The following is a 24462-nucleotide window of genomic DNA, read 5'->3' on the forward strand; positions in this document are numbered from 1 at the left end:
GGCGGCAGGAGGGAGAGGGAAACTTGCGGCGGGCTATGCCCGCCGCAGTGCTGCTGATCAGCGTTCCTTGATTTCACGCACTTCGGACTGGGGGATCTGGTTGACCCGGCCTTCGTAGTCCTTGTATTCGATCATGCCGGTATCGTCATCGATCTTCGGCTTGTTGTCAGTCTCGATCAGCCGGCCATCATGGGTGGCGATCAAGTGATCCTTGGCGCAACCGGCCAGAACCAGAAAAGCGGCGGCACAGATCAGGGCAACAAGGGACTGTTTCATAAGAATACACCTCCAAAATGTGTATGGATAAAAACTACACACTTGTGACAGGCTGTTTCTTCAAAAGGTTCCCTTTTGATCATGCCGGAGTATGAATGCCAGGCACTGTTGTGGCTGAGTCAGCGGCAGCATATGGCCGCCATCAATCAGCTCCAGACTGGTCTGTGGCAGGCATTCCAGCATGGTTTGAGTCTGTTCTGTCGGGTCGAGAATCCGGTCTTGCCGGCCGTAAAGAATGGCCAGCGGTACGCTCAGCCCGGCATAAGCCGCTTGTAGCTGTGGCATGCGACTGGCCAGGGCGCCGAGATCTTCGGCCGCCGCCAGAAAGTGACTGGGACGCAAGCTGAGAGTGCCACCGCCACGCTGGGCATAGTCGGCGGGCACCGGTTCCGGGTCGAATACCATTTTCAGAACCTTCTCGCGCTGCAACAGCATTAGCGGGACCGCCACAGTATTGGCGATCAGCCGGCGCAACCAGGGCTGGCTGATGTTCAGTGCGGCGAAGACTTTTGGCGTGGATTGCGGCATACAGATCAGCGGGGCAATCAGTGCCAGGCCTCGCGTCAATTGCGGATGGCGCAACGCAGTGGCCAGGGCCACAGCGCCACCTAGCGAATGGCCAACCAGCAGCGGTTTGTCGAGCGACAGGGCCTGGCAGAACGCAGCGACTACATCAGCCTGTACATCCAGACCTGCAAACGAGCGCGGGTTACGTCTGGAATAACCGCTACCCGGGCGGTCCAGGGCGATGACCCGGTGAGTGCGAGCCAACTCGTCAAGCAGACTGTAAGTGAAGTGCCGGGACACCCCGCTCAGGCCGTGAATCAGTACGATGGCCGGCCCCTGACCGGCTTCGACATAATGCAGTTGATGCCCCATGACCCGAATAAAACGCCCCTCTGGCGGAGAGGCCAGTTGCGCCCGCCAGGCTATGAAGCGGCTGAACAGCCACAGACTGAGTAGTACCAGCAGTAGCCCGAGCAATATCCCCTGCATAATCGACATTCGGGCCACCTTCAGGGCTGGCGTTCTGGCTCGCGAGCGAGCCCCGGCAGCAGACGCCAGTAGTTGGTTGGCATCAGCCGCTCCAGCCAGGCCAGCAGACGCGCATCATTACCAACCAGTACCCGGGCCTTGTCACGCTCAATACCGCGCAGGATGATCGCAGCGGCCTTGGACGGCGGCATGCGCAGCAGGCGCTGGGCACGTTCCAGATTGCGTGCGGCGTCTTGCTTGGAGATATCATCGGCCAGCCGGGCACTGGTGGCGATAGATGTCGCCACGCCGCCCGGATGCACCACGGTAACCCCCACCGGGCTGCCGCGCAGCTCCAGGCGCAGGGCGTTGGAAAAGCCGCGCACAGCGAACTTGCTGGCGCAATAGGCACTCTGGCCGGCCGGCGTGATCAGCCCGAACAGGCTGGAAATGTTCACCAGCCGCGCCACCGGGCGCTGTTTGAGCAGCGGCAGAAAAGCCCGGGTCATGCACACCACGGCATCGAAGTTGATTGCCATCAGCCAGTCAAAATCAGCTTCGCTGACCTGATGGAAGTCACCGCCCAGCGCAACCCCGGCATTGTTGATCAACAGATCGACCTGACCATGCTCGGCCATGACCGCCTGGGGCAGAGCAGCGATCTGCTCGCGCTTGGCAACGTCCAGTACATGTTCACTGGCCCGGACCCCGACAGCGCGGGCCTGTTGAGCGGTTTCTGCCAGTGCGGCGGCGTTGATGTCGGCCAGCGCCAGATGGCAGCCGCGCTCGGCCAACGCCAGAGCCAGGGCGCGGCCAATCCCGCTGCCCGCGCCGGTCAGTACCGCAACCTTGTCATTCAATTGCATGAAACGCTTCCTTCTTAATGAAAGTCCAGGGTGCCGTCGTCGATGCGCCCGTATTGAATGGTCAGCTTGTCTTTCAGGTAATTCTGGTAGACCTGCCAGGGCTTGCGGTCACCCTGTTTGGGCAGCAACCCAGCAGCGCGCTGAACATAACCGGAGGTAAAGTCGAGGAATGGGGTTTCCTGCACCTCGGGCGCGCGCCTGGGCACGGCAACGCTAAGGCTCTTGCGGTCCATATAGCGCAGTAGCCGGCAGGTGTAGTTGGCGGTCAGCTCGGCCTTCAGGGTCCAGGACGAATTGGTGTAGCCGAAGGTCAGAATCATGTTCGGCACATCGCTGAGCATCATGCCCTTGTAGGCCATGCATTCGCCGGGCGTGACCGGCTTGCCGTCGACATTCAGCCGCATGTCGCCAAGCATGTTGAGCTTGAGTCCGGTGGCAGTGACGACGATATCGGCGGGCAGTTCCTCACCGCTTTCAAGGCGCACGCCATGCTCGCTGAAGCCGGCGACGGTATCGGTGACCACCGACACCCGGCCGGCACGCAGATCATGGAACAGATCGCCATCGGGCACCGCGCAAATGCGCTGATCCCAAGGTTTGTAGCTGGGGCTGAAGTGCTTCGGGTCGATATCCGGCCCCATCTGGTCGCGAGCCATGTCCAGCAACCGGCGCTTGAACATGTCCGGGTGCTTGCGGGCCATATTGAAAAAGAAAATGCCGACCAGCACGTTCTTCCAGCGGGTCAAGGCATGTGCCACCGGCAGCGGCAGCCAGCGCTGCAGGCGCTGGGCGATGCCATCCACCAGCGGGCGTGACACTACATAGCTGGGTGAGCGTTGCAGCATGGTCACATGCGCGGCCTTGTCGGCCAGCGCCGGCACCAGAGTCACGGCGGTAGCGCCACTGCCGATCACCACAATGCGTTTGCCGCTGTAGTCCAGATACTCGGGCCAGAACTGCGGATGTACGAACTGCCCGGCAAAGCGCTGTTCCTCGGGAAAGCTCGGGCGGTAACCCTCGGCATAACTGTAATAACCGGCGCACACCGCCAGCATGCGTGCCTGCAACTGCTCCTGGCGCACACTGCCATCCGTCGCGCTGATCTCTACCTCCAGCGTCCAGCAGGCGCTGGGGCTGTCCCAGTTGGCGCTGATAACCCGGTGGCAGAAGCGGATAAACCGAGTGATCCCGGCTTCTTCGGCGGTTTCTTCGATATAGCGGCGAATGTCCGGGCCATCGGCAATCGCCTTGCGTTCGGTCCAGGGTTTGAAGCTGTAGCTCAGGGTGTACATGTCAGAATCGGAGCGGATACCGGGGTAGCGGAACAGATCCCAGGTGCCGCCAATGGCCTGGCGGGCTTCAAGAATGGCAAAGCGCTTGTCCGGGCACTGATCGGTCAAGGCCCGGGCCGTGCCAATGCCGGACAGGCCGGCACCGATAATCAATACATCGAGTGGTTCCGGGGCGAACTGTACTTGTTGTTGTGTGCTCATGATCCACGTCCGTAGCGATGGGTCTGGTGACAATCTAGGTTGTCACTTACACTTTGGCAATCCTGATTGTCAGAATAACCTGGATGAATATGCAGACTACCAGTCAACGCCGCTATCGTGGCTCCGCCGCCGAAGAGCGCAAAGCCCAGCGCCGCCAGCAGTTGATCGACGCCGCCGTAGAGGTCTATGGACGCCTGGGTTACCGGCATGCCGGGGTCAAGCAGGTGTGTGATGCCGCCGGGCTGACCCAACGCTACTTTTATGAATCCTTCAGCCACAGCGACGACCTGCTGATAGCCTGCTACGAACAGACCGCCACCCGCCTGCGCGAACAAATCACCGCCGCCGCCCAGGCCGCCGGCATCAACCAACTGGAACGCGGCCGGCAACTGCTGCGCAGCTACTTCGCCGCGCTCAAAGCCGAACCTTTGACCGCCAACCTGCTGCTGGTGGAAATTCGCGGCATCAGCCCCGCCGTAGATGACGCCATTACCCGCTCACTGCAAGCCATGAGCGACGACATCACCCGCGTCATTGCCCGTCATGACTACATCCCCGACCCGCTGCTGCACGCCGGCGTCATGGGCGGGGTGATCCATATCGCCCTGCACTGGATGGCCAGCGGCTACCGACAGCCGGTGGAGGAGGTGGCGGAAACAGCATTGAAGTTGGGGGCGGTGTTGTTGCCCAGCTAACCTACAAAGCCCGGCCAACCTCAAAATGGCACTTGGCCTCTACGCGATAACGGTTTATCTTCAAACCATCATCGACAAGGAGGTCAGCATGGCCCAGCACGGACACGCCCCACACCCCAGATCACCCGCACGCGATCAAACACCAACGTCTGTGCTTAAGCCTATCCTAATGATTGGGCAAAAATACGATGCGGCACTAATACGGTTGGGCTAACGGAGGAGTTATAACCTCATGAATATTAATATATTTTTGGGTCCGCACAAGACGCCTCCCTGCGCACACCGTTCAAATGCTTACATGTTAAAGGTAAAACGTGATCGATATTCCGAAATTTAAGTCTCCATCGATACTATGCCTAGCGATTGGTGTTTCATTGATTGCTTGGTATTACGCTCATGCATTTATCTTGATAGACAAGTTCTTGCCGTTGGACTTCTCAACACAAGAAGAACTGCTAATTTCTAAAGCAGAACTTGATGCTGCAAGGTCGGCATCAGGTGGCGTCGGCATTACTGTTATCGAGGCAAAATTCGAAGCAGCAAGCTATAAGAGAGTGGAGTTGGATAAAATCATGGGCGACATGTTCGAGCTGCACCGTTTGGGACTTTTGGTAGGGCTATTCTTCATACTTTTCACTATGCCAGTTTTTTGTTTTGAAATGGCTTGGCAAAAGACTGTCTTTAACAAGGCGCTTAAATCCGACGCCGGTAAATCTGGCGCGGTTTAGCTTCGCGTTCGGCGTCATGGAAGCGGAGGTGAGGTTTTGAACGATGGTTAGCACTTCGATCAGCAAGACACTAGGCCCAATCCATTTCGAGGACCTAGAGCCGCACCGTTTTGAAGACCTGATTCGAGAGTTGGCGTATGACTTCCGAGATTGGACGAATATTGAGGCAACCGGTCGTCTAGGAGCTGATGACGGATTCGATATACGGGCCTTCGAAAGAAACGAACACCATCACATTCATACCGCATCCGGTGACGTGGACGAAGAGCAGCCCCACCCGATGGAAGGTCGGATGTGGATGTTCCAATGTAAACGGGAAAAAGCCATTGGCCCGAAGAAGCTGTCGGAGATCGTAAGCAGTGACGTTAGTGGCTCCGACCCGCCTTACGGATATATTCTGGCGGCACCAGCTAATTTCTCTAAAAAGGCATATGACAAGTTTCGGGAGGAACTCAGGGCGCGAGGGGTAATGGAGTTTTACCTCTGGGGACGTGCGGAACTCGAAGATATGCTGCATCAACCGAAAAACGACAGAATTTTATTTGCGTTTTTCGGAATTTCCCTCGTTGCCCGCAAGCGTTCTCGTGCAACTGAATTACGATCCTTCATTTCCGTAAAAAACAAACTGCAGAAGCTATTGGGCACTAATCCCGCCCACAAGTCCGTGTTGCTTCGTGACAGTAAGGATCAGAATTATCCATATCAAGACAGATACGAAGATTTCGAGAAACGTCCTCGGTGGGTGGAACGAGCTGCGGTTCAAATGCACCCCCTAGGTGTTGTGTTTGAGGAGGGCAAGTACTTTGCGTACATCGACCGTGATGCGAAGACTTGGGACTACACCGCCGCAATAAACTTAGCCAAGGTCAGAAACAATCAAGACTCTGACGATCATAATTTGAGTCAAAAGGTTGAGGCTTTCTACGACTCAATTCAAAAGTGCCAGCAAGTGAAGATGGTCGATTTGCGATGGCTGAAGTTTGAGTCTGTAGTAGCAATTGATAGCGAGGGCGACGTCGAATACGAAATGCCTCAAATATATGTTGATTTCGATCCGGAAAAAGGACCATTTGCCGGAGGTCAGCAACTGCTCGAGGTAAATCAACACGCCGTCGAATATCTGGATGATTACGAGAGAGTTGCTATCTTTCCCGAGGAATTTACGGACCCGGTTTTTGGAATAATTCACAAAGAAGAGCAGCTTAACCTTCCCTCAGAAATCTCTGAGCAAATATGCAAGTACTCTGCATATCACCATGCCCTTTATGACTGCGATGGGCACATGGACTTCCTTTCAGTCAATGATGTCGTCGAGATCGCCGGCAGTTCCGACCGCAATAGTGAACCGTGTCTTTTGAAGATCACGCATAAGAGATCCGAATTAGCGCGAAAGCTCCTCCGAAAGAAGAATGAGAACTTGACTATAATCACACAGATCGAGCGCCACATTGGAAGGCCGCTGGCGGCGAGGGACACTATACAAGTGTATGAATATAAAAGAGTTTACCAGTGGCAACTGCCAGAACGGAGCGATGGCTAGATGACGCCGAACAAATCGCTGCAGATGACGTTTGAGGCGCCACCTGAGCTCAGGCGTTCGGCGTCAAGGAGGCCACATTGAAGAAGGGGCTGTTTAAGGAAGGTGGGCCTTTGGAGGTCAAGAGCCTCGGCAATGATCAGTACCACCTGACAATTACGATTCCAAAGGATCAGGATGGCCGAATCGCTCGGGAATGTCCGAATAGCGAATGCTCACCTGCCTATTTCAAGGTCACTCCGGGCACGGGGATTACCGGTGGACAAGATTCAGCCTTTTGCCCCTACTGTCGGCACGAGGCGGAGCCAACGGATTTCACTACGCAGGAGCAAATTCGATACGCCAAGGACATGGCAATACGAGAAGCGCATGGCGGCATCAACGATATGGTGAAGGACGCGCTAGGGCTAGATTCCCGAGGGAAACGAAAATTCGGTGGCGGATTTCTTTCCATTGAAATGGATCTCAAGCCTAGCCAACCTAAACAGGTGAGACGTCCCTTCGAGGATGAAGTTCGTCGGGATGTCGTGTGCCCGCATTGCACTCTTGATCAAACGGTTTTTGGCTTAGCTGCATGGTGCTCAGATTGCGGTAAGGACATATTTCTAACCCACGTTTCAGCCGAAATCGCCGTGACTCGAAGTATGCTCAACGATATTGGGCGTCGTGAACAGGATTTGGGGCGCCGCGTGGCGGCGAAAGACCTCGAAAACTGCCTTGAAGATTCGGTCTCGTTATTCGAGGCTGCTGCAAAAGCCTTGGCGCGCAGGGCGTTGACACAGCGTGGAGATGACGCTGAAACAGTTGAAGCCAAACTGAAGAAAGTTGGGAATTCGTTTCAAAATGTCGATCGCTCAAGGGAGCAGCTGAAGAAGCTGTTTAGCTACGAGCCGGTTCATTCTGCAATCTGGGATCGACTAGGAGGCTCATTCGAGAAGCGACACCCAGTCACTCACAATCTTGGGGTCGTAGATAAAAAATACTTGGAACGTGCTCAACAGGCTGAGCGTGAAGGCCGTGAAGTCAGAATCACGGAAAACGAGATTGATTCGTTGCTAAAAGATATTTTTCGGGTCATATCTGAACTTCATTCCGAGATCATCGTCGATGTCGAGTGAGATGACGCCGAACAAATCGCTGCAGGTGACGTTTGACCCGCCACCCATTTTTACTGCCGCAAAAACGGGATTCGCCTCAAACGCACCTGAGCTCAAGCGTTAGGAATCCAGGAGTTGAACCTTAGTTCATGATTGATGACCCGTACCCAGAAAGCTGGCAGGACCTACAAACAGGTGTGAAACGGCTATTTCGCAACGTAGGGCTGGCGGCTGATGTTGAGGTTGATCTCCAGACACCGCGCGGCACCGTCAATGTAGACGTTTGCGCTGTAGACCGTCGTAGCTTGGATAAAATTAAATATATTGTGGAATGCAAGAACTGGAACGCGACAGTGCCCCAATCAGTCGTTCATTCATTCACCACGGTTATGCATGAGACTGGGGCTAATATTGGATTTATCGTATCGAAGTATGGTCTGCAATCCGGGGCGAAGCAGTACACCCATAATACAAATATTACTGGATTAACCTATCTAGAACTTCAGCAGCGATATTTTGAGGCTTGGTGGAGAAGATACTTCTGCCCCCGGATAGGTGATGCAGCTGATCGCGTTTTGCAGTACACAGAAGAATTTAATGGTCAGCGAGATAAAGCCTACGAAAATCTGTCGGAGGAAAAGAAGAAAAAATTTGATCAGTTACGATCACGGTACACTGTTCATTCTTGGATGTTTTCGATGTTTAACCTCGAGTCCGTGAGCCCACACCTGAACACCGGTACCTTGCTGAATGTTCCGGCCGACTTGGATAACTTTAAAAAAGAGGTCTTATCTCAGATTTTACCAGGTGTGGAATGGCACTGTACGACTTTTCGTGACCTTTTAGATTTAATCTTGCAGTTTCTCAAGGATGTAGAAGAGGAATTCAACTCACTTTTTGGCGGATATATTTTCGATAAGGGGCCAATAAGTGGAGTAGGACCCGAGGGGCCGCCAATAGAGGGCAGATTCCGATGAGGTTTGGCCATAGCCCGCTGCTGTGGACTGTATGCCTATTCCTTACAATCGTTCCGGGCCTAACGGCCCTCCACCGGATGCCCTTTTCGCTGCGCTACAAGGGCACCGCTGGACAAAAGCGTTAGAGCTCACGTAGCCCTGAACATCAGCATCATTAAAGGAATGAAATGCAAAACCTTGTAAAACATACTCTTTACCTTTTTCTATGGATTACTGGTCTAACGGCTGCTATGACGCTAGCAGGTATTGGCTATACTTGGTTTTTCTCGGAGGCGAAAGAACTCCCTCATTTAGAGTGGCTAATAGGCTCTGTGATTGTAGAGGTCGTCGCGGTGATCCTTATGCTTGCTAAAAAAGGGTTAAAATATCTTCCGGACACACAAACAGATAAAGAGCCAAAAGATACCCTTAAGTTTATGGAGAGCTTTATTTCTACGGGCACTAGTGCGGCTGTTGTGAGTAACCGCGTGTCATGGTTGGCGGGTGACGATAAACTTATATCAATTCTTCAATCAAAAATTGAAAAAGGTACTCGCATTGAAATTATTACGCCAAGTGAAGTTCCGGAGGCGCTTAGAAAAAAGCTGAATGGTGCATCTTTTATTGTCACAAAAGAAAATGTATCACCTGAAGCTAGATTTACCTTAGTGAATGGAGATCGCAGCGGCGCTGAAAAGCTCGCCATTGCTCGTGGCGTTCACCCTGATCACGAGATTACAATTTTTGACAACAATTCTGGTCCCCAAATAATTGCAATGGCAAAGGACATAATTAGAAAATCCAAGGAGTTGGCTAATGCCGCATAGGTGGTGTAATTCGGCACAAATACGCCGAGAGCAAATTGAGTCAGGAGCAGACTTAACGTTCAACGAGGTGTTTAAGCCGCTTTTAGTTAGTCGAATTACGAGCCTTTCACCTAGCAATGTGCTGGAGGTAGGTGCTGGCACTGGTCATATTTCCAAAGAGTTATTTGAATTAGGGTTTTCTGTTACGGCAATAGAGCCTTCTGCCGGAATGTATCGGGTCGCAAAAGACGTTTTGTCTTTAACCGATGTTAGGTTGTTGAACTGCACTTCATTCGACTTAGAAAAAAATGAGCTTTATGAAGTTGCCTTCTCTCATCTTGTTGCACACGTTGTTGATGACCTCACAGCGTTCTTTGAATCAGTCGGGCAACACCTGAAAGCTTCCAGTCATTTTATTTTTTCGATCCCACATCCTTGCTTTTATAATGAATATAAGGGGTTTTTCGGAGATGAATATAATTACATGGCGTCAATGATCAAGAACGTGTCGTTTACCATCACTAAAGATCCACTAAATACGATTAGTGGAGTGCCATACCATCACAGACCGTTATCAGAGTACATCAATAAACTAGTTGAATCTGGTTTCGCTATTGATGGCTTTGACGAAACCTATCCAGAAGATGATATACAACTAAAATATGGAGCCAAATGGGAGTCGCCACGATATTGTGTGTTTACCTGCAGAAAGCTCTAACAAGCGCATGTTGTCGGACTTGGACTTCCCCCACTCCAGTATCCACTGCATCGGGGGGACGTCCAGGCCATGCAGGCGTCAAAGATTAAGCCCCGGATCGTCCGACGGCAGCTTGTCATCACGCGGGCGAGAAACCTCTTTCTGATCGATGCTGCCGAGCAAGGCAACAATAAGGATCGCAGCTGCGGCAAGGGAGAAGACGAATAGCGGGACCATCGACCAACTGGCCGCGCCAGCGATGCCGCCCGCGACGGCCGGGCCGACCATGAGCCCAATGTTATTTCCCTGCATGGCGAAGCCGAGCGTGACTCCGAGCAGTTCGGGGCGCGGGGCGTAGCGTGGCGCTGCGTCGAAGACGATCACTGGAATCAGCCCGCTTGCGAACGCGAAGACGACGCATAAGCCGTAGGAAACCGCACCGGGTAAGGTTTCAGAGAGAATGCCTACGCTGGCAAAGGCCAAGACCCCGAAGCTCGTAACCAGTAGCCGCAACGGTCGATAGCCACGCGCCAGTAACTGTCCACAGGCCAGATTGCCAACCCCGCTTATGGCGACGGCAACGGCAGTTAAAATGCTGGCGGTTTCCAGGCTCACACCCAATCGGTCCGAAAGTATCGACGGCAGAAAGCCGAATATGGCGAAAAACGCTGCGGAGAATGCCGCGAAGATCCCCCCCAAGAGCCACGGGCCGGGAGAAACCAATGCTTGCTTCATGTCGGTGCGGATACTGCGCCGCTCCGTGGCAGCCGGGCCAAGGCCTCGCGTGCCACGACCAGCGAGAACCGCATAGCCGAATAGAATCCCCGCGTTGAGCAACCAGAAACCGCGCCACTCGAGCGAGGCCAATAGCGGTGCGGCAAGCATAACCAGAGTCATACCTACCGGCATGAACGTCGCCCAGACCGCGACCGCGCGGTCCCGGGCTTGCGTCGGCGCCACGGCAACGATCAAAGCCGGTGCGGCAACGATCACCGCAAGAAATCCCACCCCCTCAAGGGCTCGCGTTGTTAGAAGTGCAGGAGCGCTCGTTGCGAGCGCCCCGAGCGCGGAGCCCGCCGCCTGCAGCAGCAGGCCTCCAACGACCATGCGCCTGGCACCGATGTGATCGACGGCAAGCCCGGCGGGAGCGCCGGCGACCGCGCCAATAAGCGCGAACGCCGAGATCAGCCAGGCCGCCGTCGCGAGGCTGATAGCAAGATCCGCCTGTATGGCGGCCAGTGCCATTGGGGCCTTTCCAACCTGAAAGGCCGACACGACACCTGCGCCAACCAGGAGCAGAACGGCAAACCAGCGTGAGTTGCCGGCGTGTTGGGCTGACGCTGTCGCAGGCGGACGGCGATGGGCGATCTTCATTCAGTCTTTTCCGCTTGCAGATGCCGCCGGCCATGGACCAATGCCATCGCAAGCTCGGCAACGTGCCTGCCCTGAAAGCGGGCCCCGTCGAGTTCGTTGTCGCTAGGTTGGCGATCGCCGCCATCGGCGTCTTCGGCCAAGGTAGATGCGCCATACGGCGAACCGCCGGTAATCTCGTCCATCCGCAGCTGGCCCTTGAAGGTGTAGGGAAGGCCGACGATCACCATTCCCAGGTGCATAAGCACGATGTGCGTCGAGAGAATGGTCGACTCCTGGCCGCCATGCTGGCTCCCGGTCGAGGTGAAGACACTTGCGATCTTGCCGACGAGCTTGTCTCGGAACCAGAGCCCGCCTGCTTGATCGAGAAAGTTCTTCATCTGTGCGGCCATATTCCCGAAGCGGGTTGGCGTGCCGATGATGATCGCATCGTAATCCGCCAGTTCGGCAACGGTCGCGACCGGCGCCGCCTGTGCCAGCCCGTATCCCGATTCCCTGGCTACCTCGTCGCTAACAAGCTCCGGCACCTGCTTCACCGACACGTTGGCGCCGGCTTGCCGGACGCCGTCGGCCACTGCCGACGCCATGGCCTCGATATGGCCGTAGGACGAGTAGTAGAGCACGAGCACGTTGGTCATATGAAAATCCTTTTATCTGCGGCCCGCCGGCGGCGGGACTACTGGAAACCCATGCTGACACCTTGAATTGATCAGTACAATTGAGAAATAATTCATTAAGTTGATCGATGAGATAGATCATGCTAGACGCACTAACCTTGGACCAGATGCGCATCTTCGTTGCCGTTGTGGAAGCCGGCAGTTTTCGTGGCGCCGCCAGCCGCCTGTTACGTGTTCAATCGGCGGTGAGCCACTCAATCGCGAATCTTGAGGCGCAACTCGGCGTTACTCTCTTCGACCGCTCCGGCCACCGCCCAACCCTCACGCGCGAAGGGCAGGCACTGCTGGCTGACGCGCGCGCCATCCTACTGAAAGTCGACAGCATGCGTGCCCGAGCCCGCGGACTGGGCGAAGGCGTTGAACTTGAGCTGCCTATCGTCGTCGACACTCTGTTCCCCATTGCTACGGTTGCGGCTGCACTGCGCCACATGCGTAAGGCCTATCCATCAGTAGGCGTTCGGCTATCCATCGCTGCGCTGGGTGGCCCGCTCACGGCCTTGATGGAGAGACGCTGCACGCTGGGGATCATGGTAGGGGAGGATTTTCGCGATCCGCGCATCGAGCTTGAAGCGCTCTCGTCCTTTCCTCTCATTGCGGTTGCAGCTAGCGACCATCCATTGGCTGTGCGCGCCGAAACCGAGAACCTGAGTGGAGACGAGTTGATGGAGCACCTGCAGATCGTTCAGCAGGATCCGACTCCGCTATCGGAGGGACGTGACTTCGGGGTACTGTCCCCAGGAACCTGGCGGGTGAGCAGCCAGGAAGCCAAACATGCCCTGATTCTCGGCGGGCTCGGCTGGGGGCGGCTGCCCTTGTGGTTGGTCGAGCGCGATCTGGCCGAGAGACGCCTGGTTCGGCTGCCCGCGGCCGCCTTGGGCCCGCGCGGAGAGGCGCCGGTACACGCTTATCTTGCGCGTCGCATCGATGAACCGCTGGGCCCCGCCGGAAGAGTCTTGCGCGAAGCGCTGCTTGGGTGCGCCGGCGGAGCGTTACCCGGATTTCTGCCGTAGCCACGGTGATCAACCCGACCACGGCAGAGTTGTGCCGGTTGACTCAGGCAGGTTCCATGGACGGAGTGTGAGTGCTGGGCGCCAGGCTCAGCCAGCGCGGCGGCCTTGTCTGCTGAACTGTTCCAGACGGTTTCCTTCAAGCCATGCTTCAACGTGACAACAACGGCCATCGAGTCGTTACCACCCTCGTCGCTGAATACAAAACCCTATAGATGCTGCATGATCAGCTTGTGTCAGCCGCTGGAGCTTCTTTCCAAATCTTGCGGCGTGAGTAAAAAAGGAATAATTTGTACTCATGGATGAATTTGAGTTCGACGAAACCAAAAGTCAGACCAATCTGGATAAGCACGGTATTGATTTCTTTACTGCCCAAGGGTTGTGGAAAGATCCGTATCTGCTGGAAGTCCGTGCAAAATCAGAGGGTGAGCCGAGGTTTTTGCTGATAGGCAAGATTGGTGAAAAGCACTGGTCGGCTGTCGTCACATACAGGGATGCTCGTATTCGCCTTATTTCGGTAAGGCGTTCCCGCAAGAAGGAGGTTGAGCTCTATGAAGGCTAAAGACTTCGATAAAAAATTTGAGGAAGATCAGGAAGATGTAATTGATGACCTTGATCTTTCCTCTGCGCGGCGTGTCAATCTGGAGCAAAAGCGAATTAACGTCGATTTCCCGGCTTGGGTCGTAGAGTCGTTGGATCGCGAGGCTGCGCGTATTGGGGTTACCCGCCAATCTATCATCAAGGTGTGGTTGGTGGAGCGGCTGCAAGCAGAGTCTGCTAAAAAGCCGTTTAACGGTGACGCTGAGCTTCCTCGCTAATAGACATCCCGGCAGCATAAAAAAATCCGACACCAGTCGCCCGGTATCGGATTTCTCAGAACCCCGCGCGAAGGCGGGGTTGCTTATCGGGTCTGACCCTTACAGCTGAGCGACCGGGATGGACGCTGCGGCTTTCTGGTAGGACTCGATTTCGTTGAAGTTCATGTAGCGATAGATATCGCCAGCCATGCTGTCGATTTCGGCAGCGTAGCTCATGTATTCCTCAACGCTCGGCAGGCGGCCCAGGATGGACGCTACCGAGGCCAGTTCGGCGGAGGCCAGGTACACGTCGGCGCCATCGCCCAGGCGGTTCGGGAAGTTCCGCGTGGAAGTGGAGACAACGGTGGACTTGGCAGCTACGCGGGCCTGGTTACCCATGCACAGCGAGCAGCCCGGCATTTCCATACGAGCGCCGGCCTTGCCGTAGATGCCGTAGTAGCCTTCTTCGGTCAGCTGGTACTGATCCATCTTGGTCGGCGGAGCCAGCCACAGACGGGTCGGGATGGCACCCTTGTTCTTCTCCAGCAGTTTACCGGCGGCGCGGAAGTGACCGATGTTGGTCATGCACGAGCCGATGAAGACTTCGTCGATCTTGTCACCAGCTACCTGCGACAGCAGGCGGGCGTCGTCCGGATCGTTCGGGGCGCACAGTACCGGCTCCTTGACGTCGGCCAGATCGATTTCGATCACGGCGGCGTATTCGGCGTCGGCGTCGGCCTGCATCAGGCTCGGGTTGGCCAGCCAGGCTTCCATGGCTTGGGCGCGACGCTCCAGGGTGCGGGCGTCCTGGTAGCCGTTGGCGATCATCCAGCGCAGCAGGACGATGTTCGACTTCAGGTACTCGGCAACCGACTCTTCGCTCAGCTTGATGGTACAGCCGGCAGCGGAACGCTCGGCGGAGGCGTCAGACAGCTCGAACGCTTGCTCGGCGGTCAGGTGCTCCAGGCCTTCGATCTCGAGGATGCGGCCAGAGAAGATGTTCTTCTTGCCTTTCTTCTCGACGGTCAGCAGGCCTTGCTGGATGGCGTAGTAGGGGATGGCATGAACCAGGTCGCGCAGGGTGATGCCGGGTTGCATTTTGCCCTTGAAGCGCACCAGTACCGATTCGGGCATGTCCAGCGGCATAACGCCGGTGGCAGCAGCGAAGGCGACCAGACCGGAACCAGCCGGGAACGAGATGCCCAGCGGGAAGCGGGTGTGCGAGTCACCACCGGTACCGACGGTGTCAGGCAGCAGCATGCGGTTCAGCCAGCTGTGGATGATGCCGTCACCCGGACGCAGCGCGACACCACCACGGGTGTGGATGAAGTCGGGCAGGGTGTGGTGGGTGGTGACGTCGATCGGCTTCGGATAGGCCGCAGTGTGGCAGAAAGACTGCATGACCAGATCAGCGGAGAAGCCCAGGCAGGCCAGGTCTTTCAGCTCGTCACGGGTCATCGGGCCAGTGGTGTCCTGGGAACCGACGGTGGTCATCTTCGGCTCGCAGTAGGTGCCGGGGCGGATGCCTTCGACGCCACAGGCTTTGCCGACCATCTTCTGCGCCAGGGTGAAGCCCTTGGTGCTGGCGGCCGGTACGTCAGGCTTGCGGAACAGGTCAGAGTGACCCAGACCCAGTTCGGCACGGGCCTTCTCGGTCAGACCGCGGCCGATGATCAGCGGAATACGGCCACCGGCGCGTACTTCGTCGAGCAGCACCTGGGTCTTCAGTTCGAAGGTGGTGATGACTTCATCGGTGCCGTGTTTGCAGACCTTGCCTTCGTAGGGGTAGACGTCGATGGCGTCGCCCATGTTCAGGTTGCTGCAATCGAATTCGATCGGCAGAGCGCCGGCATCTTCCATGGTGTTGTAGAAGATCGGGGCGATCTTGGTGCCGAAGCAGAAACCACCGGCACGCTTGTTCGGAACGTAGGGGATGTCGTCGCCGAAGAACCACAGCACCGAGTTGGTGGCGGACTTGCGCGAGGAACCGGTACCAACCACGTCACCTACGTAGGCAACCGGCAGGCCTTTGGCTTTCATGGCTTCGATCTGGTTCAGCGGGCCAATGGCGCCAGGCTCGACCGGCTCGATGCCGTCACGGGCCATTTTCAGCATGGCCAGGGCGTGCAGCGGGATGTCCGGGCGCGACCAGGCGTCAGGAGCCGGCGACAGGTCGTCGGTGTTGGTTTCGCCAGGAACCTTGAACACGGTCAGGGAGATTTTTTCGGCGACAGCCGGGCGCTTGGTGAACCACTCGCCATCAGCCCAGGACTGCAGCACGGCTTTGGCGTTGGCGTTGCCAGCCTTGGCCTTGCCGGCTACGTCGTGGAAGGCATCAAACATCAGCAGGGTGTGCTTGAGCTGTTCGGCGGCGACAGCGGCCAGTTCGGCGTTGTCGAGCAGTTCGACCATGGTGGCGATGTTGTAGCCGCCCTGCATGGTGCCCAGCAGTTCAACGGCACGCTCTTTGGTCAGCAGCGGGGAGGTGGCTTCACCCTTGGCGACTGCAGACAGGAAACCAGCCTTGACGTAGGCGGCTTCGTCAACCCCCGGGGGGACGCGGTTGGTCAGCAGATCAAGCAGGAATTCTTCTTCACCGGCCGGCGGGTTTTTCAATAGTTCTATGAGACCGGCGGTTTGTTCGGCGTTCAGCGGCTGAGGCACAACGCCTTGGGCGGCGCGTTCTTCAACGTGTTTGCGATAGGCTTCAAGCACAGTAATTACCCTCATCAGTCTGTTCCGCTTGTGACGGAACGGTCATCCTCACGGACCAGGGAAGCACTGAATAATCGCCTTCAGCCTAAGTAAACTATTCAGTGCTCCCCAACATGCCGGGAAGGCTGGGGTACAAACGCAAGCCCGTTTCTGAGTGGACAACCTGGGTAACTGGGTTGGCAGATACGAATCGGGTTGCGGGCAAACGCCTGACACACAGCCCTAACGGCGGGCCGATTCTACAGTAGTTGCCGGGTAAAGTTAAGTTGCAGAGCTGTTTGACCTTCGTATGAGACAATACCGGCGGTCCGATTGCCGGACCGGGTCACTTTTGCGGGAAACCCTGAGAAATGGGCGGGATATCACTTCATGGTTGCTAGTTATACCGACAAGACACCGTGCGTAGGGCGTTGTTCGACGGTGTTCGGGGACACGGTCTGCCGTGGTTGCAAACGTTTCAGTCATGAAATCATCGACTGGAACCGCTATAGCGCCGAGCAGCGGGCGGCGATCTGGCGGCGGCTGGAGCAGTTGCTTGGGCAGGTGCTGACGGCGCGCCTGGCTTTGGACTCGGTGTTGGCGCTGGAGCAGGCGCTGGAGCGCTGGCGGGTGGCTTGTGACCCAGGTCAGCCGTGGACCAGCAAGGCCTACCAGTTGCTGGTGCGCGCTGGCGACGAGGCGCTGAGTGGATGTGGTTTGAAAGTGTTGCCGAGCAGGCTGGGACTAAGTGCGCGGCAGTTGCGCGATGAAATCGATCATGACTTTCAGGCTTTGTCGCAAGCCTATTACGAGCGACACACAATTTTGCCGGGGATGCCTGGCGCGCCCTTGGGCGGTCAGTGACTCATGGCATGGGGAGGCGGGAGCTGGGCTCCCGCTTCCGGTTCCTTGGTTATTTTTCCAGCAGTTCTTCCAGGTGGGCGATCATGTCGTCTGGCTTGAGCACCAGCACGTCGCTTTCCAGTTGGTCGAGAATCACCTCGGCAGTGTTGCCGATCAGGGCGCCGGAGATCCCTTTGCGCGCGACGGTGCCGATGACCGTGACACTGGCGCCGACCTGCTTGGCGACCTTGGGAATCAGGGTGTCGGCTGGGCCTTCGTCGATATGCAGGCGTTCGTTGTCCAGTTCGTACTGGTCGATGTACTTGCGTGCTTCTTCGACATAACGGGCGGCAATGTTTTCGCGCAACTGATAGACCGGGTCGGCAGCCGACAGCATGGGTGCCGGGTGGGCGCTGACCAGATGAAGCTCGCCGTTGATCATCTCGACGATATCGGCTGCGTGGCTGACGATGGTGTCATGCAGTATGTGGTGCTGGTCGTCATGGTTGCCGAGATCTACGGCAGCCAGTACTGCGCCGCGCATCCAGGACTCGGTGGTCTTGACCATCAGCACCGGGGCAGGGCAGTAGCGCAGGATTTTCCAGTCATCCGGGGTCAGCAGTGCTTTTTTCAGCGGGTTGTCTGGTAGATGTTGCTTGATCACCAGGCCGCAGCCTTGTGCACTGGTGGCTTGAACGATGGTATCGGTCAGGTTGCCGTGCCAGGATTGCGAGGCGGAGGCTTTGAAACCAGCTGCTTCCAGTTCGGTGCAGAACTTGTCGAGCAGCGGCTTGTGATCCTGGCGGTTTTCGCAAACCAGCAGATGCAGCTCCGATTCGATGACTCCGGCAATCAGCTTGGCACGATTCAAAGCCAGTTGTTCGGTCTGGCTTGGGTCGATGATAACCAGAATACGTTTGATGGCCTGCATGGCGTTCTCCCTATGGCGGTTTTGCTGTTCTACTTTCAATGTAGCTGGTTTTTTGGGGCCTGCTGTTGATATGGGTCAAGGTGCTAGAGCGCTGATATATCCGTATAATTTGCGCTCATTGATTGCTAACGCCACGTGATTCCATGACCTTGCCGCAAGAACTGCTCGATTTTCTCCGCTGCTCAACGCCTGATGCCTGGGTTGCCCAAGCGCTGGAGCACCCTGAAGAGCTGCTGATCGATCACGCCAACTGTGAAAAGAAAGCCGCCTCGACAGCACTTAATCTGATGTTTCGCTATACCGACAAGCCCGATTTGCTGCAGAAAATGTCGCGTTTGGCCCGTGAGGAGTTGCGTCATTTCGAGCAGGTGACTGCACTGATGCAGCGACGCGGGGTTGTTTATCGTGGCTTGTCCGCCAGCCAATATGCTCAGCGTTTGCGTCAACATGTGCGTACTACCGAGCCTGGGCGGTTGATTGACACTCTGATTGTCGGGGCGTTTATCGAGGCGCGCTCGTGTGAGCGCTTCGCCAAGCTGGCACCGCATCTGGATGCTGAACTGGGCGATTTTTACCGTTCGCTGCTCAAGTCCGAGGCCCGGCATTACCAGGATTACCTGAAGCTGGCGGGCAAGTATGCCCAAGGTCCGATTGATGAGCGGGTAGCGTTCTTTGCCGAGGTAGAGGCCGAGGCCGTGATGGCCGACGATTCCGAATTTCGTTTCCACAGCGGCGTTGCCGCCCAGGCTTGCTGAGTCCGGGTGTAAGATCGAGACAGTTGTCTATAATGAGTCACTGTTGTGGTGTTTCGAGGCTAGGGAGGGGATGCATGAGGTTTGTCCGAACAGGTTGCCGCGCGTCGCTTGCTGGTTTGTTGTTGGCGGCCTTGCTGAGCTCTACCCCAGCCTGGGCAACAGGTACTTGCGAACGAGTGGTCGTTGCCGGCAACCCTCAGTATCCACCGTTGTTATGGGTTGATCCGCAGGATGACAAGCGGCTGATTGGCGCCGGTGTTGAGCTGTTGGAGATGGCCCTGGCCGATGCCGGGGTAAAGGTCGAGGTGCTGAATGTCGGCCCTTGGGCGCGGGCCCAGGATGAGGTGCGCAGTGGGCGGGTGGACATGCTGGCTGGGGCCTTTCTGACTCACGAGCGGTTGGGCTACATGGATTATGTGTATCCGGCCTATATAGAGGTACCCAGCGTGGTTTTTGTCAGACGCGGCAGCGCCTTTCCTTACTCCGGCTGGGACGATCTGCGAGACAAGCGCGGCAGTACTTTGGTCAATAACAGTTATGGCCAGGCTTTCGATACCTACGCCAGGGACCATTTGCGGATCGAAAAGGTGTCTTCGATTGAGCAGTCATTTCGCACTCTGCTGCTGGGGCGGGTCGATTACGTGGTCTATGAGCGCTACCAGGGGCTGGCAGTGGCCGAACAGTTGGGCATTGCCGATCAGCTCGACATCATCGATGGCTCGCTGATCAGCGAGCAGTTGTATTACACCATTTCCCATCGCAGTGCCTGTAACTCTCCGGCGTTGCGCTCGGCCCTGGCCCTGGCCATGCAGGATCTGGTCGGCAGGGGCGAGCCGAGGCGCTTGCTGGAGAAGTATCAGGCTATCTGGTCTGCGCAGTTTGGAGTGTCTTCAGGTCTTGCTGAGGAGCCGGCGGTTTTTGACTGATTAATTGCCTCAGGTGTTTCAAAACAGTTACATCTGAAATTCTTTGGACCGCAACAGTCCTTGCTCTGCTAATCTGTATTGGTGTTTTTCCCGATAACTGTACGGTGTTCTGCTGCCCTGTGCTGGATTAGGGTGTTAGGCCATACGGAGGGAGCGGTTATGAGCAATCTGTTGTACCAGCAAATTGCCCAGCAGTTGGCTGAGGACATTCAAAAGGGTTTCTATCAGCCTGGCGAACGGGTGCCATCGGTGCGCAAGCTCAGCACCCAGAAAGGTGTGAGCCATGCCACGGTACTGCAGGCCTACGCCACCCTTGAGGATCAGGGGCTGATTCGTGCCCGCCCGCAGTCCGGCTATTATGTGCATCAGACTCCGGCACTGACCGCGCCTACGCCACAGATTGCCCGGGTTGAGCATCCCTACGCGGTGACCCGCAGCAGCATCATCAGCGAGATTCTGCGTCAGGCCCGGCGCGATGGCGTCATGCCGTTGGGCGCGGCGGTACCCTCCAGCGACTTTCTGCCATTGCGGGCGCTGCATCAGCAGATGAGCAAGGTCACCCGTTTTCACAGTCAGAAAGCCTTCAGCTATACCTTTAGCCCAGGCTATGAGCCCCTGCGCCGGCAGGTTGCGATTCGGATGCGCGATGCCGGAGCGATGGTCGACCCCGAGGGCGTGGTGATCACCAATGGCTGTGTCGAAGCATTGCAGTTGTGCCTGCGGGCGATTACCAGCCCCGGCGACCTGATCGCCACTGAATCACCCAGCTACTATGGCTTGCTGCAGTTGTGCGAGTTGCTTGGGCTCAAGGTGATTGAGATTCCCACCGACCCGGAAACCGGCTTGAGTCTGGAAACGCTGCAGAAAGCCACTGAGAAGTGGCCGATCAAGGCTCTGGTGGTGACCTCGCGGGCCGGTAACCCGATGGGTGCGACCATGCCGGAAAACCGCCAGCGCAAGCTGGTGGCGATGATGGCTCAGTTGAGCATTCCGATCATCGAAGATGATATCTATGGCGAGTTGATGTTTGACCACGGTCGCTCGCGGGCGCTCAAGGCCTTCGACTGTTCGGATACGGTGATGTATTGCTCAAGCTTTTCCAAGACCATTTCGCCGGGCGTGCGCACTGGTTGGGTGGTGGCCGGCAAGCATCAGGACACCATTGAAAAGCTGCAAACCTTTACCACGCTGTCGGCCTGCAGCGTTAGCCAGATGGCGGTTGCTGCCTATCTGGAGAACGGGGGCTATGACCGGCATCTGCGGCATATCCGTCAGGAGTATCGCAAGAACCTGAGCAGCTTCCAGTTGGCGGTTCAGCAGTACTTTCCCGAAGGGACCCAGATTACCCGGCCCAAGGGCGGCTTCATTCTCTGGGTCAGTCTGCCGGGCGGGGTGGATACCCAGGTGCTGTTTACCAGGGCGCTGGAGCAGGGGATCAGTATTGCACCGGGGGTTGTGTTCAGTAACTCGGACCAGTTCAACCACTGCTTGCGCCTGAACTGCGGTATACCTTGGAATCGCAATGCCGAGAGGGCGGTGATGACCTTGGGGGTGCTGGCTCAGCAGTTGCTGATCGAGCGCCAGACGCTGGAGCCGGCGCTGGCTGGCTAGTGCTCGCGCGCTTGCTGAGCGCTCCTGCCGGCGGGGTAGGAGCGCTTCTTCCGGAGGAGTTCAGACTACTGCGGTGGCCTTTTCCTTGTGTTCCTGGCGCTGAATCTGTTGCGACAGCTCAATGATCTGCTCACGCATCCAGCGGTTGGCTGGATCCTGATCGGTGCTTTCATGCCAGAAAATGTGGGTTTCGATGGCTGGTACGTCATCGATCGGCAACTGGGCGAAATGCAAGTGGTGGCGTTTGGCGAAACGCTCATGCACGGTCATCACCAGATCGGTGTTGTCCAGCACCAGCGGTGCCATCTGATAATGCTGTGAACGCAGTACCACATTGCGCTGAATACCCATCTTGCCCAGAGCCAGATCGACATGCCCGAGGCCGTTGCGGCGGCTGGAAATGTGGATATGCGACTGGGCCAGGTAATCATCCAGGCTGAGCCGCTCCTTGCTGGCCAGCGGATGGCCCTGGCGCATCACGCAGACATAGCGGTCTTCGAACAGTTTGACGTGACGAACCTGGGTATCAGTGTTGAGCGGCGCGTCAATCGCGAAGTCCAGGCGGCCGGCGGCCAGTTCCTTGGTGGTTTCCCGGCGCTTGGCCAGGAAGCTGTCAATCTTGATGCCGGGAGCCAGGCGGCGAATGCGCGCGGCCAGCTGGGGCAGAATGACTGCCTCGTTGGCGTCGGTCATGCTGATGCGATAGGTCTTGGTTGCCTGTTCGGGATTGAAGCTGCGGCTTTCCTGAACCGAAACGCGCAACAGCTGCAACGCCTGACGCACCGGCGTAATGATGTTCTGGGCCATGGGAGTGGGGACCATGCCCTGGGCGGTCCGCACGAACAGCGGGTCATTGAAGGTCTCGCGCAGGCGGGCGAGGGCGTTGCTCACTGCAGGTTGGGTGATGCCGACAATCTGCCCGGCACGGGTCAGGTTGGCCTCGGTATAGATGGCATCAAATACAATGAACAGGTTCAGATCAACTTTGCTGAGGTTCATCGCAACATCCTTCGGTTGATTGGCTCAAGGTCGAGACATGTGCTTTATACTTTTGGCCAAGTATATATCGCTTATGAATGTTTATACACACCAAAAATAGGTTAGATAAATCCCTCAGCCTCAACTAGCATTTTTCTGGTCGCAATCTTCGTTTGATAACCAGAAAAGGCAGGCAATCATGGATTTTGGATATTCTCCCAAGGTGAAAGAGCTGCGCGAGCGCGTCGATGCGTTCATGCAGGAGCATGTGTTCCCGGCTGAGCCGATTTTTCACCAGCAAGTGGCTGAAGGTGATCGCTGGCAGCCTACCGCCATTGTTGAAGAGCTCAAGGTCAAGGCCAAGGCTGAGGGGCTATGGAACCTGTTCCTGCCTGAGTCGGAACTGGGCGCCGGCCTGACCAACCTCGAATATGCGCCGCTGGCTGAGCTGATGGGTCGTTCGGGCCTGGCTTCGGAAGCCTTCAACTGCAGCGCGCCGGATACCGGCAACATGGAAACTATCGTTCGCTACGGCAGCGAAGAGCACAAGGAAAAATGGCTCAAGCCGCTGCTGGCTGGTGAAATCCGCTCCTGCTTCGGTATGACCGAGCCGGGCGTAGCCTCTTCCGACGCTACCAACATGCAGGCCAATGCCCGCCGCGAAGGTGATGAGTGGGTAATCAACGGTCGCAAGTGGTGGACTTCCGGTGCCTGTGATCCGCGTTGCAAGATCATGATCTTCATGGGTCTGACCAATCCCGATGCGCCGCGTCACCAGCAGCACTCGATGATTCTGGTGCCGATGGATACCCCCGGCGTCAAGGTAATCCGCCCGCTGCCGGTCTTCGGTTACGACGATGCCCCGCATGGTCATGCTGAAGTTGTGCTGGAAAATGTCCGGGTCCCCTACAGCAACGTGCTGCTGGGTGAGGGTCGTGGCTTTGAAATCGCTCAGGGTCGCCTCGGGCCGGGCCGTATTCACCACTGCATGCGTTCGATCGGTGCTGCCGAGCGTGCTCTGGAGCTGATGTGCCGCCGTTCGGTCGAGCGTGAGGCCTTCGGTAAGCGTCTGGCGCAACTGGGTGGCAACATTGACCTGATTGCCGAGTCGCGCATCGAAATCAACCAGGCGCGCCTGCTGACCCTGCAAGCGGCTTATATGATGGATACCGTAGGCAACAAGGTAGCCAAGAGCGAGATCGCCCAGATCAAGGTCGTGGCTCCGAATGTGGCTCTGCGCGTCATTGATCGTGCGATCCAGATGCACGGTGGTGCCGGGGTCTCGGAAGACTTCCCGCTGGCTCACATGTACGCCATGCAGCGCACCCTGCGTCTGGCCGACGGCCCGGATGAGGTACACCGCGCGGCCATCGGCAAGCACGAGCTGGGCAAGTACATGGCTCGTTAAGCCGGTACTGCTAACAAAAAACCCGCCGTGTTTGGCGGGTTTTTTTTGGCCGTGGCCGAAGGGACAGCGCGGGCGTTAGGCCCTGATCGGCTTAACGGGCGCGATAGGTGATGCGACCCTTGGTCAGGTCATAGGGGGTCAGTTCAACCCGCACCTTGTCACCGGTCAGGATGCGGATGTAGTTCTTGCGCATCTTGCCTGAAATATGGGCAGTCACGACGTGGCCGTTCTCCAGCTCCACACGGAACATGGTGTTCGGCAAGGTGTCGATGATGGTGCCTTCCATTTCAATACTGTCTTCTTTCGCCATTCAGCAAGGGCCTCTCAGGTATCTGTTT

25 protein-coding genes are annotated in these 24462 nt (G+C 56.7%); 15 read left to right on the forward strand and 10 right to left on the reverse strand.

Annotation, left to right across the window (positions count from 1 at the left end; genetic code table 11):
* Nucleotides 1-57 precede the first annotated feature (57 nt).
* The 4 genes from BVH74_RS13315 to BVH74_RS13330 are packed head-to-tail and all read right to left on the reverse strand — an operon-like array spanning nt 58 to nt 3610.
* The gene (locus BVH74_RS13315) at nt 58-276 is read right to left on the reverse strand and encodes a YgdI/YgdR family lipoprotein (protein WP_080050534.1); all 219 of its coding nucleotides are present in this window, start codon (nt 274-276) and stop codon (nt 58-60) included.
* A 60-nt stretch (nt 277-336) separates the two neighbouring features.
* Nucleotides 337-1281, reverse strand: a complete 945-nt coding sequence (locus tag BVH74_RS13320) for an alpha/beta fold hydrolase (RefSeq protein ID WP_080050535.1) — start codon at nt 1279-1281, stop codon at nt 337-339.
* Between the two features lie 11 nt (nt 1282-1292).
* Nucleotides 1293-2117 (reverse strand): SDR family NAD(P)-dependent oxidoreductase, encoded by an 825-nt coding sequence (locus BVH74_RS13325; RefSeq protein ID WP_080050536.1) that lies wholly within the window; start codon nt 2115-2117, stop codon nt 1293-1295.
* A 14-nt stretch (nt 2118-2131) separates the two neighbouring features.
* Nucleotides 2132-3610, reverse strand: a complete 1479-nt coding sequence (locus BVH74_RS13330) for a flavin-containing monooxygenase (protein WP_080050537.1) — start codon at nt 3608-3610, stop codon at nt 2132-2134.
* Nucleotides 3611-3699: 89 nt separating this feature from the next.
* On the opposite strand from BVH74_RS13330, the gene BVH74_RS13335 reads away from it, so the two are divergent.
* The 7 genes from BVH74_RS13335 to BVH74_RS13365 all read left to right on the forward strand — a co-directional run bounded on the left by BVH74_RS13335 (nt 3700) and on the right by BVH74_RS13365 (nt 10147).
* Nucleotides 3700-4305 carry a TetR/AcrR family transcriptional regulator gene (locus BVH74_RS13335; RefSeq protein ID WP_119700640.1) on the forward strand — a complete coding sequence of 202 codons (606 nt, stop codon included), beginning with the start codon at nt 3700-3702 and terminating at the stop codon, nt 4303-4305.
* 314 nt (nt 4306-4619) lie between these two features.
* Nucleotides 4620-5033, forward strand: coding sequence for a hypothetical protein (locus BVH74_RS13340; protein ID WP_080050539.1), 414 nt, complete (start codon nt 4620-4622; stop codon nt 5031-5033).
* 43 nt (nt 5034-5076) lie between these two features.
* On the forward strand, nt 5077-6573 hold the full coding sequence (locus BVH74_RS13345) for a PDDEXK family nuclease (protein ID WP_080050540.1): 1497 nt from the start codon (nt 5077-5079) through the stop codon (nt 6571-6573).
* 77 nt (nt 6574-6650) lie between these two features.
* Nucleotides 6651-7688: a hypothetical protein gene (locus BVH74_RS13350; RefSeq protein ID WP_080050541.1), complete on the forward strand. Its 1038-nt coding sequence runs from the start codon at nt 6651-6653 to the stop codon at nt 7686-7688.
* A gap of 128 nt (nt 7689-7816) precedes the next feature.
* Nucleotides 7817-8644, forward strand: a complete 828-nt coding sequence (locus BVH74_RS13355; RefSeq protein ID WP_080050542.1) for a restriction endonuclease — start codon at nt 7817-7819, stop codon at nt 8642-8644.
* A 167-nt stretch (nt 8645-8811) separates the two neighbouring features.
* Complete coding sequence (locus BVH74_RS13360) at nt 8812-9450, forward strand: hypothetical protein (RefSeq protein WP_080050543.1); 639 nt, start codon at nt 8812-8814, stop codon at nt 9448-9450.
* Nucleotides 9440-10147, forward strand: coding sequence for a class I SAM-dependent methyltransferase (locus BVH74_RS13365; protein ID WP_080050544.1), 708 nt, complete (start codon nt 9440-9442; stop codon nt 10145-10147). The genes BVH74_RS13360 and BVH74_RS13365 overlap by 11 nt, the downstream gene beginning before the upstream one ends.
* A 78-nt stretch (nt 10148-10225) precedes the next feature.
* On the opposite strand, the gene BVH74_RS13370 is transcribed toward BVH74_RS13365, so the two are convergent.
* Nucleotides 10226-11500: an MFS transporter gene (locus BVH74_RS13370; protein WP_080050545.1), complete on the reverse strand. Its 1275-nt coding sequence runs from the start codon at nt 11498-11500 to the stop codon at nt 10226-10228.
* Nucleotides 11497-12135, reverse strand: a complete 639-nt coding sequence (wrbA, locus tag BVH74_RS13375) for an NAD(P)H:quinone oxidoreductase (protein WP_080050546.1) — start codon at nt 12133-12135, stop codon at nt 11497-11499. The genes BVH74_RS13370 and wrbA overlap by 4 nt, the downstream gene beginning before the upstream one ends.
* Nucleotides 12136-12254: 119 nt before the next feature.
* On the opposite strand from wrbA, the gene BVH74_RS13380 reads away from it, so the two are divergent.
* The 3 genes from BVH74_RS13380 to brnA all read left to right on the forward strand — a co-directional run bounded on the left by BVH74_RS13380 (nt 12255) and on the right by brnA (nt 13999).
* Nucleotides 12255-13184 (forward strand): LysR family transcriptional regulator, encoded by a 930-nt coding sequence (locus tag BVH74_RS13380; protein WP_080050547.1) that lies wholly within the window; start codon nt 12255-12257, stop codon nt 13182-13184.
* 295 nt (nt 13185-13479) lie between these two features.
* Entirely contained in the window at nt 13480-13743 is a 264-nt protein-coding gene (locus BVH74_RS13385) for a BrnT family toxin (RefSeq protein WP_080050548.1), read from the forward strand.
* Nucleotides 13733-13999 (forward strand): type II toxin-antitoxin system BrnA family antitoxin, encoded by a 267-nt coding sequence (brnA, locus tag BVH74_RS13390; RefSeq protein WP_080050549.1) that lies wholly within the window; start codon nt 13733-13735, stop codon nt 13997-13999. Before BVH74_RS13385 ends, brnA begins: the two co-directional genes overlap by 11 nt.
* A 99-nt stretch (nt 14000-14098) precedes the next feature.
* Here the strand turns inward: brnA and acnB are convergent, their stop codons facing one another.
* On the reverse strand, nt 14099-16693 hold the full coding sequence (gene acnB, locus BVH74_RS13395) for a bifunctional aconitate hydratase 2/2-methylisocitrate dehydratase (RefSeq protein WP_080051735.1): 2595 nt from the start codon (nt 16691-16693) through the stop codon (nt 14099-14101).
* Nucleotides 16694-17062: 369 nt separating this feature from the next.
* On the opposite strand from acnB, the gene BVH74_RS13400 reads away from it, so the two are divergent.
* Nucleotides 17063-17536 (forward strand): DUF1289 domain-containing protein, encoded by a 474-nt coding sequence (locus tag BVH74_RS13400; RefSeq protein WP_080050550.1) that lies wholly within the window; start codon nt 17063-17065, stop codon nt 17534-17536.
* Nucleotides 17537-17585: 49 nt separating this feature from the next.
* Here BVH74_RS13400 and BVH74_RS13405 read toward each other — a convergent pair whose 3' ends face one another.
* Complete coding sequence (locus BVH74_RS13405) at nt 17586-18446, reverse strand: universal stress protein (protein WP_080050551.1); 861 nt, start codon at nt 18444-18446, stop codon at nt 17586-17588.
* A gap of 143 nt (nt 18447-18589) precedes the next feature.
* On the opposite strand from BVH74_RS13405, the gene BVH74_RS13410 reads away from it, so the two are divergent.
* From BVH74_RS13410 to BVH74_RS13420, 3 genes are all read left to right on the forward strand, one after another.
* Nucleotides 18590-19201 carry a MiaE family protein gene (locus BVH74_RS13410; RefSeq protein WP_080050552.1) on the forward strand — a complete coding sequence of 204 codons (612 nt, stop codon included), beginning with the start codon at nt 18590-18592 and terminating at the stop codon, nt 19199-19201.
* Between the two features lie 74 nt (nt 19202-19275).
* On the forward strand, nt 19276-20127 hold the full coding sequence (locus tag BVH74_RS13415) for a substrate-binding periplasmic protein (protein ID WP_080050553.1): 852 nt from the start codon (nt 19276-19278) through the stop codon (nt 20125-20127).
* Between the two features lie 159 nt (nt 20128-20286).
* Complete coding sequence (locus BVH74_RS13420) at nt 20287-21738, forward strand: aminotransferase-like domain-containing protein (RefSeq protein WP_080050554.1); 1452 nt, start codon at nt 20287-20289, stop codon at nt 21736-21738.
* Nucleotides 21739-21798: 60 nt separating this feature from the next.
* On the opposite strand, the gene BVH74_RS13425 is transcribed toward BVH74_RS13420, so the two are convergent.
* A complete protein-coding gene (locus BVH74_RS13425) occupies nt 21799-22737 on the reverse strand; it encodes a LysR family transcriptional regulator (protein WP_080050555.1) in 939 nt (312 codons plus the stop codon).
* A gap of 178 nt (nt 22738-22915) precedes the next feature.
* Here BVH74_RS13425 and BVH74_RS13430 point away from each other — a divergent pair, with 178 nt between their 5' ends.
* Nucleotides 22916-24124, forward strand: coding sequence for an acyl-CoA dehydrogenase (locus BVH74_RS13430; RefSeq protein ID WP_080050556.1), 1209 nt, complete (start codon nt 22916-22918; stop codon nt 24122-24124).
* Between the two features lie 91 nt (nt 24125-24215).
* On the opposite strand, the gene infA is transcribed toward BVH74_RS13430, so the two are convergent.
* Nucleotides 24216-24434 carry a translation initiation factor IF-1 gene (gene infA / locus BVH74_RS13435; protein WP_080050557.1) on the reverse strand — a complete coding sequence of 73 codons (219 nt, stop codon included), beginning with the start codon at nt 24432-24434 and terminating at the stop codon, nt 24216-24218.
* Nucleotides 24435-24462: the final 28 nt, after the last annotated feature.

It is taken from the genome of Halopseudomonas phragmitis (assembly GCF_002056295.1).
Lineage (GTDB): Bacteria > Pseudomonadota > Gammaproteobacteria > Pseudomonadales > Pseudomonadaceae > Halopseudomonas > Halopseudomonas phragmitis.

What these genes read in the sequence shown, in the direction of transcription:
- BVH74_RS13325 (WP_080050536.1), bottom strand. Translation starts at nt 2,117, where the DNA reads ATGCAATTGAATGACAAGGTTGCGGTACTGACCGGCGCGGGCAGCGGG.
- BVH74_RS13405 (WP_080050551.1), bottom strand. Translation starts at nt 18,446, where the DNA reads ATGCAGGCCATCAAACGTATTCTGGTTATCATCGACCCAAGCCAGACC.
- BVH74_RS13430 (WP_080050556.1), top strand. Translation starts at nt 22,916, where the DNA reads ATGGATTTTGGATATTCTCCCAAGGTGAAAGAGCTGCGCGAGCGCGTC.
- BVH74_RS13370 (WP_080050545.1), bottom strand. Translation starts at nt 11,500, where the DNA reads ATGAAGATCGCCCATCGCCGTCCGCCTGCGACAGCGTCAGCCCAACAC.
- BVH74_RS13335 (WP_119700640.1), top strand. Translation starts at nt 3,700, where the DNA reads ATGCAGACTACCAGTCAACGCCGCTATCGTGGCTCCGCCGCCGAAGAG.
- brnA (WP_080050549.1), top strand. Translation starts at nt 13,733, where the DNA reads ATGAAGGCTAAAGACTTCGATAAAAAATTTGAGGAAGATCAGGAAGAT.
- BVH74_RS13315 (WP_080050534.1), bottom strand. Translation starts at nt 276, where the DNA reads ATGAAACAGTCCCTTGTTGCCCTGATCTGTGCCGCCGCTTTTCTGGTT.
- BVH74_RS13410 (WP_080050552.1), top strand. Translation starts at nt 18,590, where the DNA reads ATGACCTTGCCGCAAGAACTGCTCGATTTTCTCCGCTGCTCAACGCCT.
- BVH74_RS13365 (WP_080050544.1), top strand. Translation starts at nt 9,440, where the DNA reads ATGCCGCATAGGTGGTGTAATTCGGCACAAATACGCCGAGAGCAAATT.
- BVH74_RS13385 (WP_080050548.1), top strand. Translation starts at nt 13,480, where the DNA reads ATGGATGAATTTGAGTTCGACGAAACCAAAAGTCAGACCAATCTGGAT.
- BVH74_RS13380 (WP_080050547.1), top strand. Translation starts at nt 12,255, where the DNA reads ATGCTAGACGCACTAACCTTGGACCAGATGCGCATCTTCGTTGCCGTT.
- BVH74_RS13420 (WP_080050554.1), top strand. Translation starts at nt 20,287, where the DNA reads ATGAGCAATCTGTTGTACCAGCAAATTGCCCAGCAGTTGGCTGAGGAC.
- wrbA (WP_080050546.1), bottom strand. Translation starts at nt 12,135, where the DNA reads ATGACCAACGTGCTCGTGCTCTACTACTCGTCCTACGGCCATATCGAG.
- BVH74_RS13415 (WP_080050553.1), top strand. Translation starts at nt 19,276, where the DNA reads ATGAGGTTTGTCCGAACAGGTTGCCGCGCGTCGCTTGCTGGTTTGTTG.
- BVH74_RS13400 (WP_080050550.1), top strand. Translation starts at nt 17,063, where the DNA reads ATGGTTGCTAGTTATACCGACAAGACACCGTGCGTAGGGCGTTGTTCG.
- BVH74_RS13425 (WP_080050555.1), bottom strand. Translation starts at nt 22,737, where the DNA reads ATGAACCTCAGCAAAGTTGATCTGAACCTGTTCATTGTATTTGATGCC.
- BVH74_RS13355 (WP_080050542.1), top strand. Translation starts at nt 7,817, where the DNA reads ATGATTGATGACCCGTACCCAGAAAGCTGGCAGGACCTACAAACAGGT.
- BVH74_RS13320 (WP_080050535.1), bottom strand. Translation starts at nt 1,281, where the DNA reads ATGTCGATTATGCAGGGGATATTGCTCGGGCTACTGCTGGTACTACTC.
- BVH74_RS13360 (WP_080050543.1), top strand. Translation starts at nt 8,812, where the DNA reads ATGCAAAACCTTGTAAAACATACTCTTTACCTTTTTCTATGGATTACT.
- BVH74_RS13330 (WP_080050537.1), bottom strand. Translation starts at nt 3,610, where the DNA reads ATGAGCACACAACAACAAGTACAGTTCGCCCCGGAACCACTCGATGTA.
- BVH74_RS13345 (WP_080050540.1), top strand. Translation starts at nt 5,077, where the DNA reads ATGGTTAGCACTTCGATCAGCAAGACACTAGGCCCAATCCATTTCGAG.
- infA (WP_080050557.1), bottom strand. Translation starts at nt 24,434, where the DNA reads ATGGCGAAAGAAGACAGTATTGAAATGGAAGGCACCATCATCGACACC.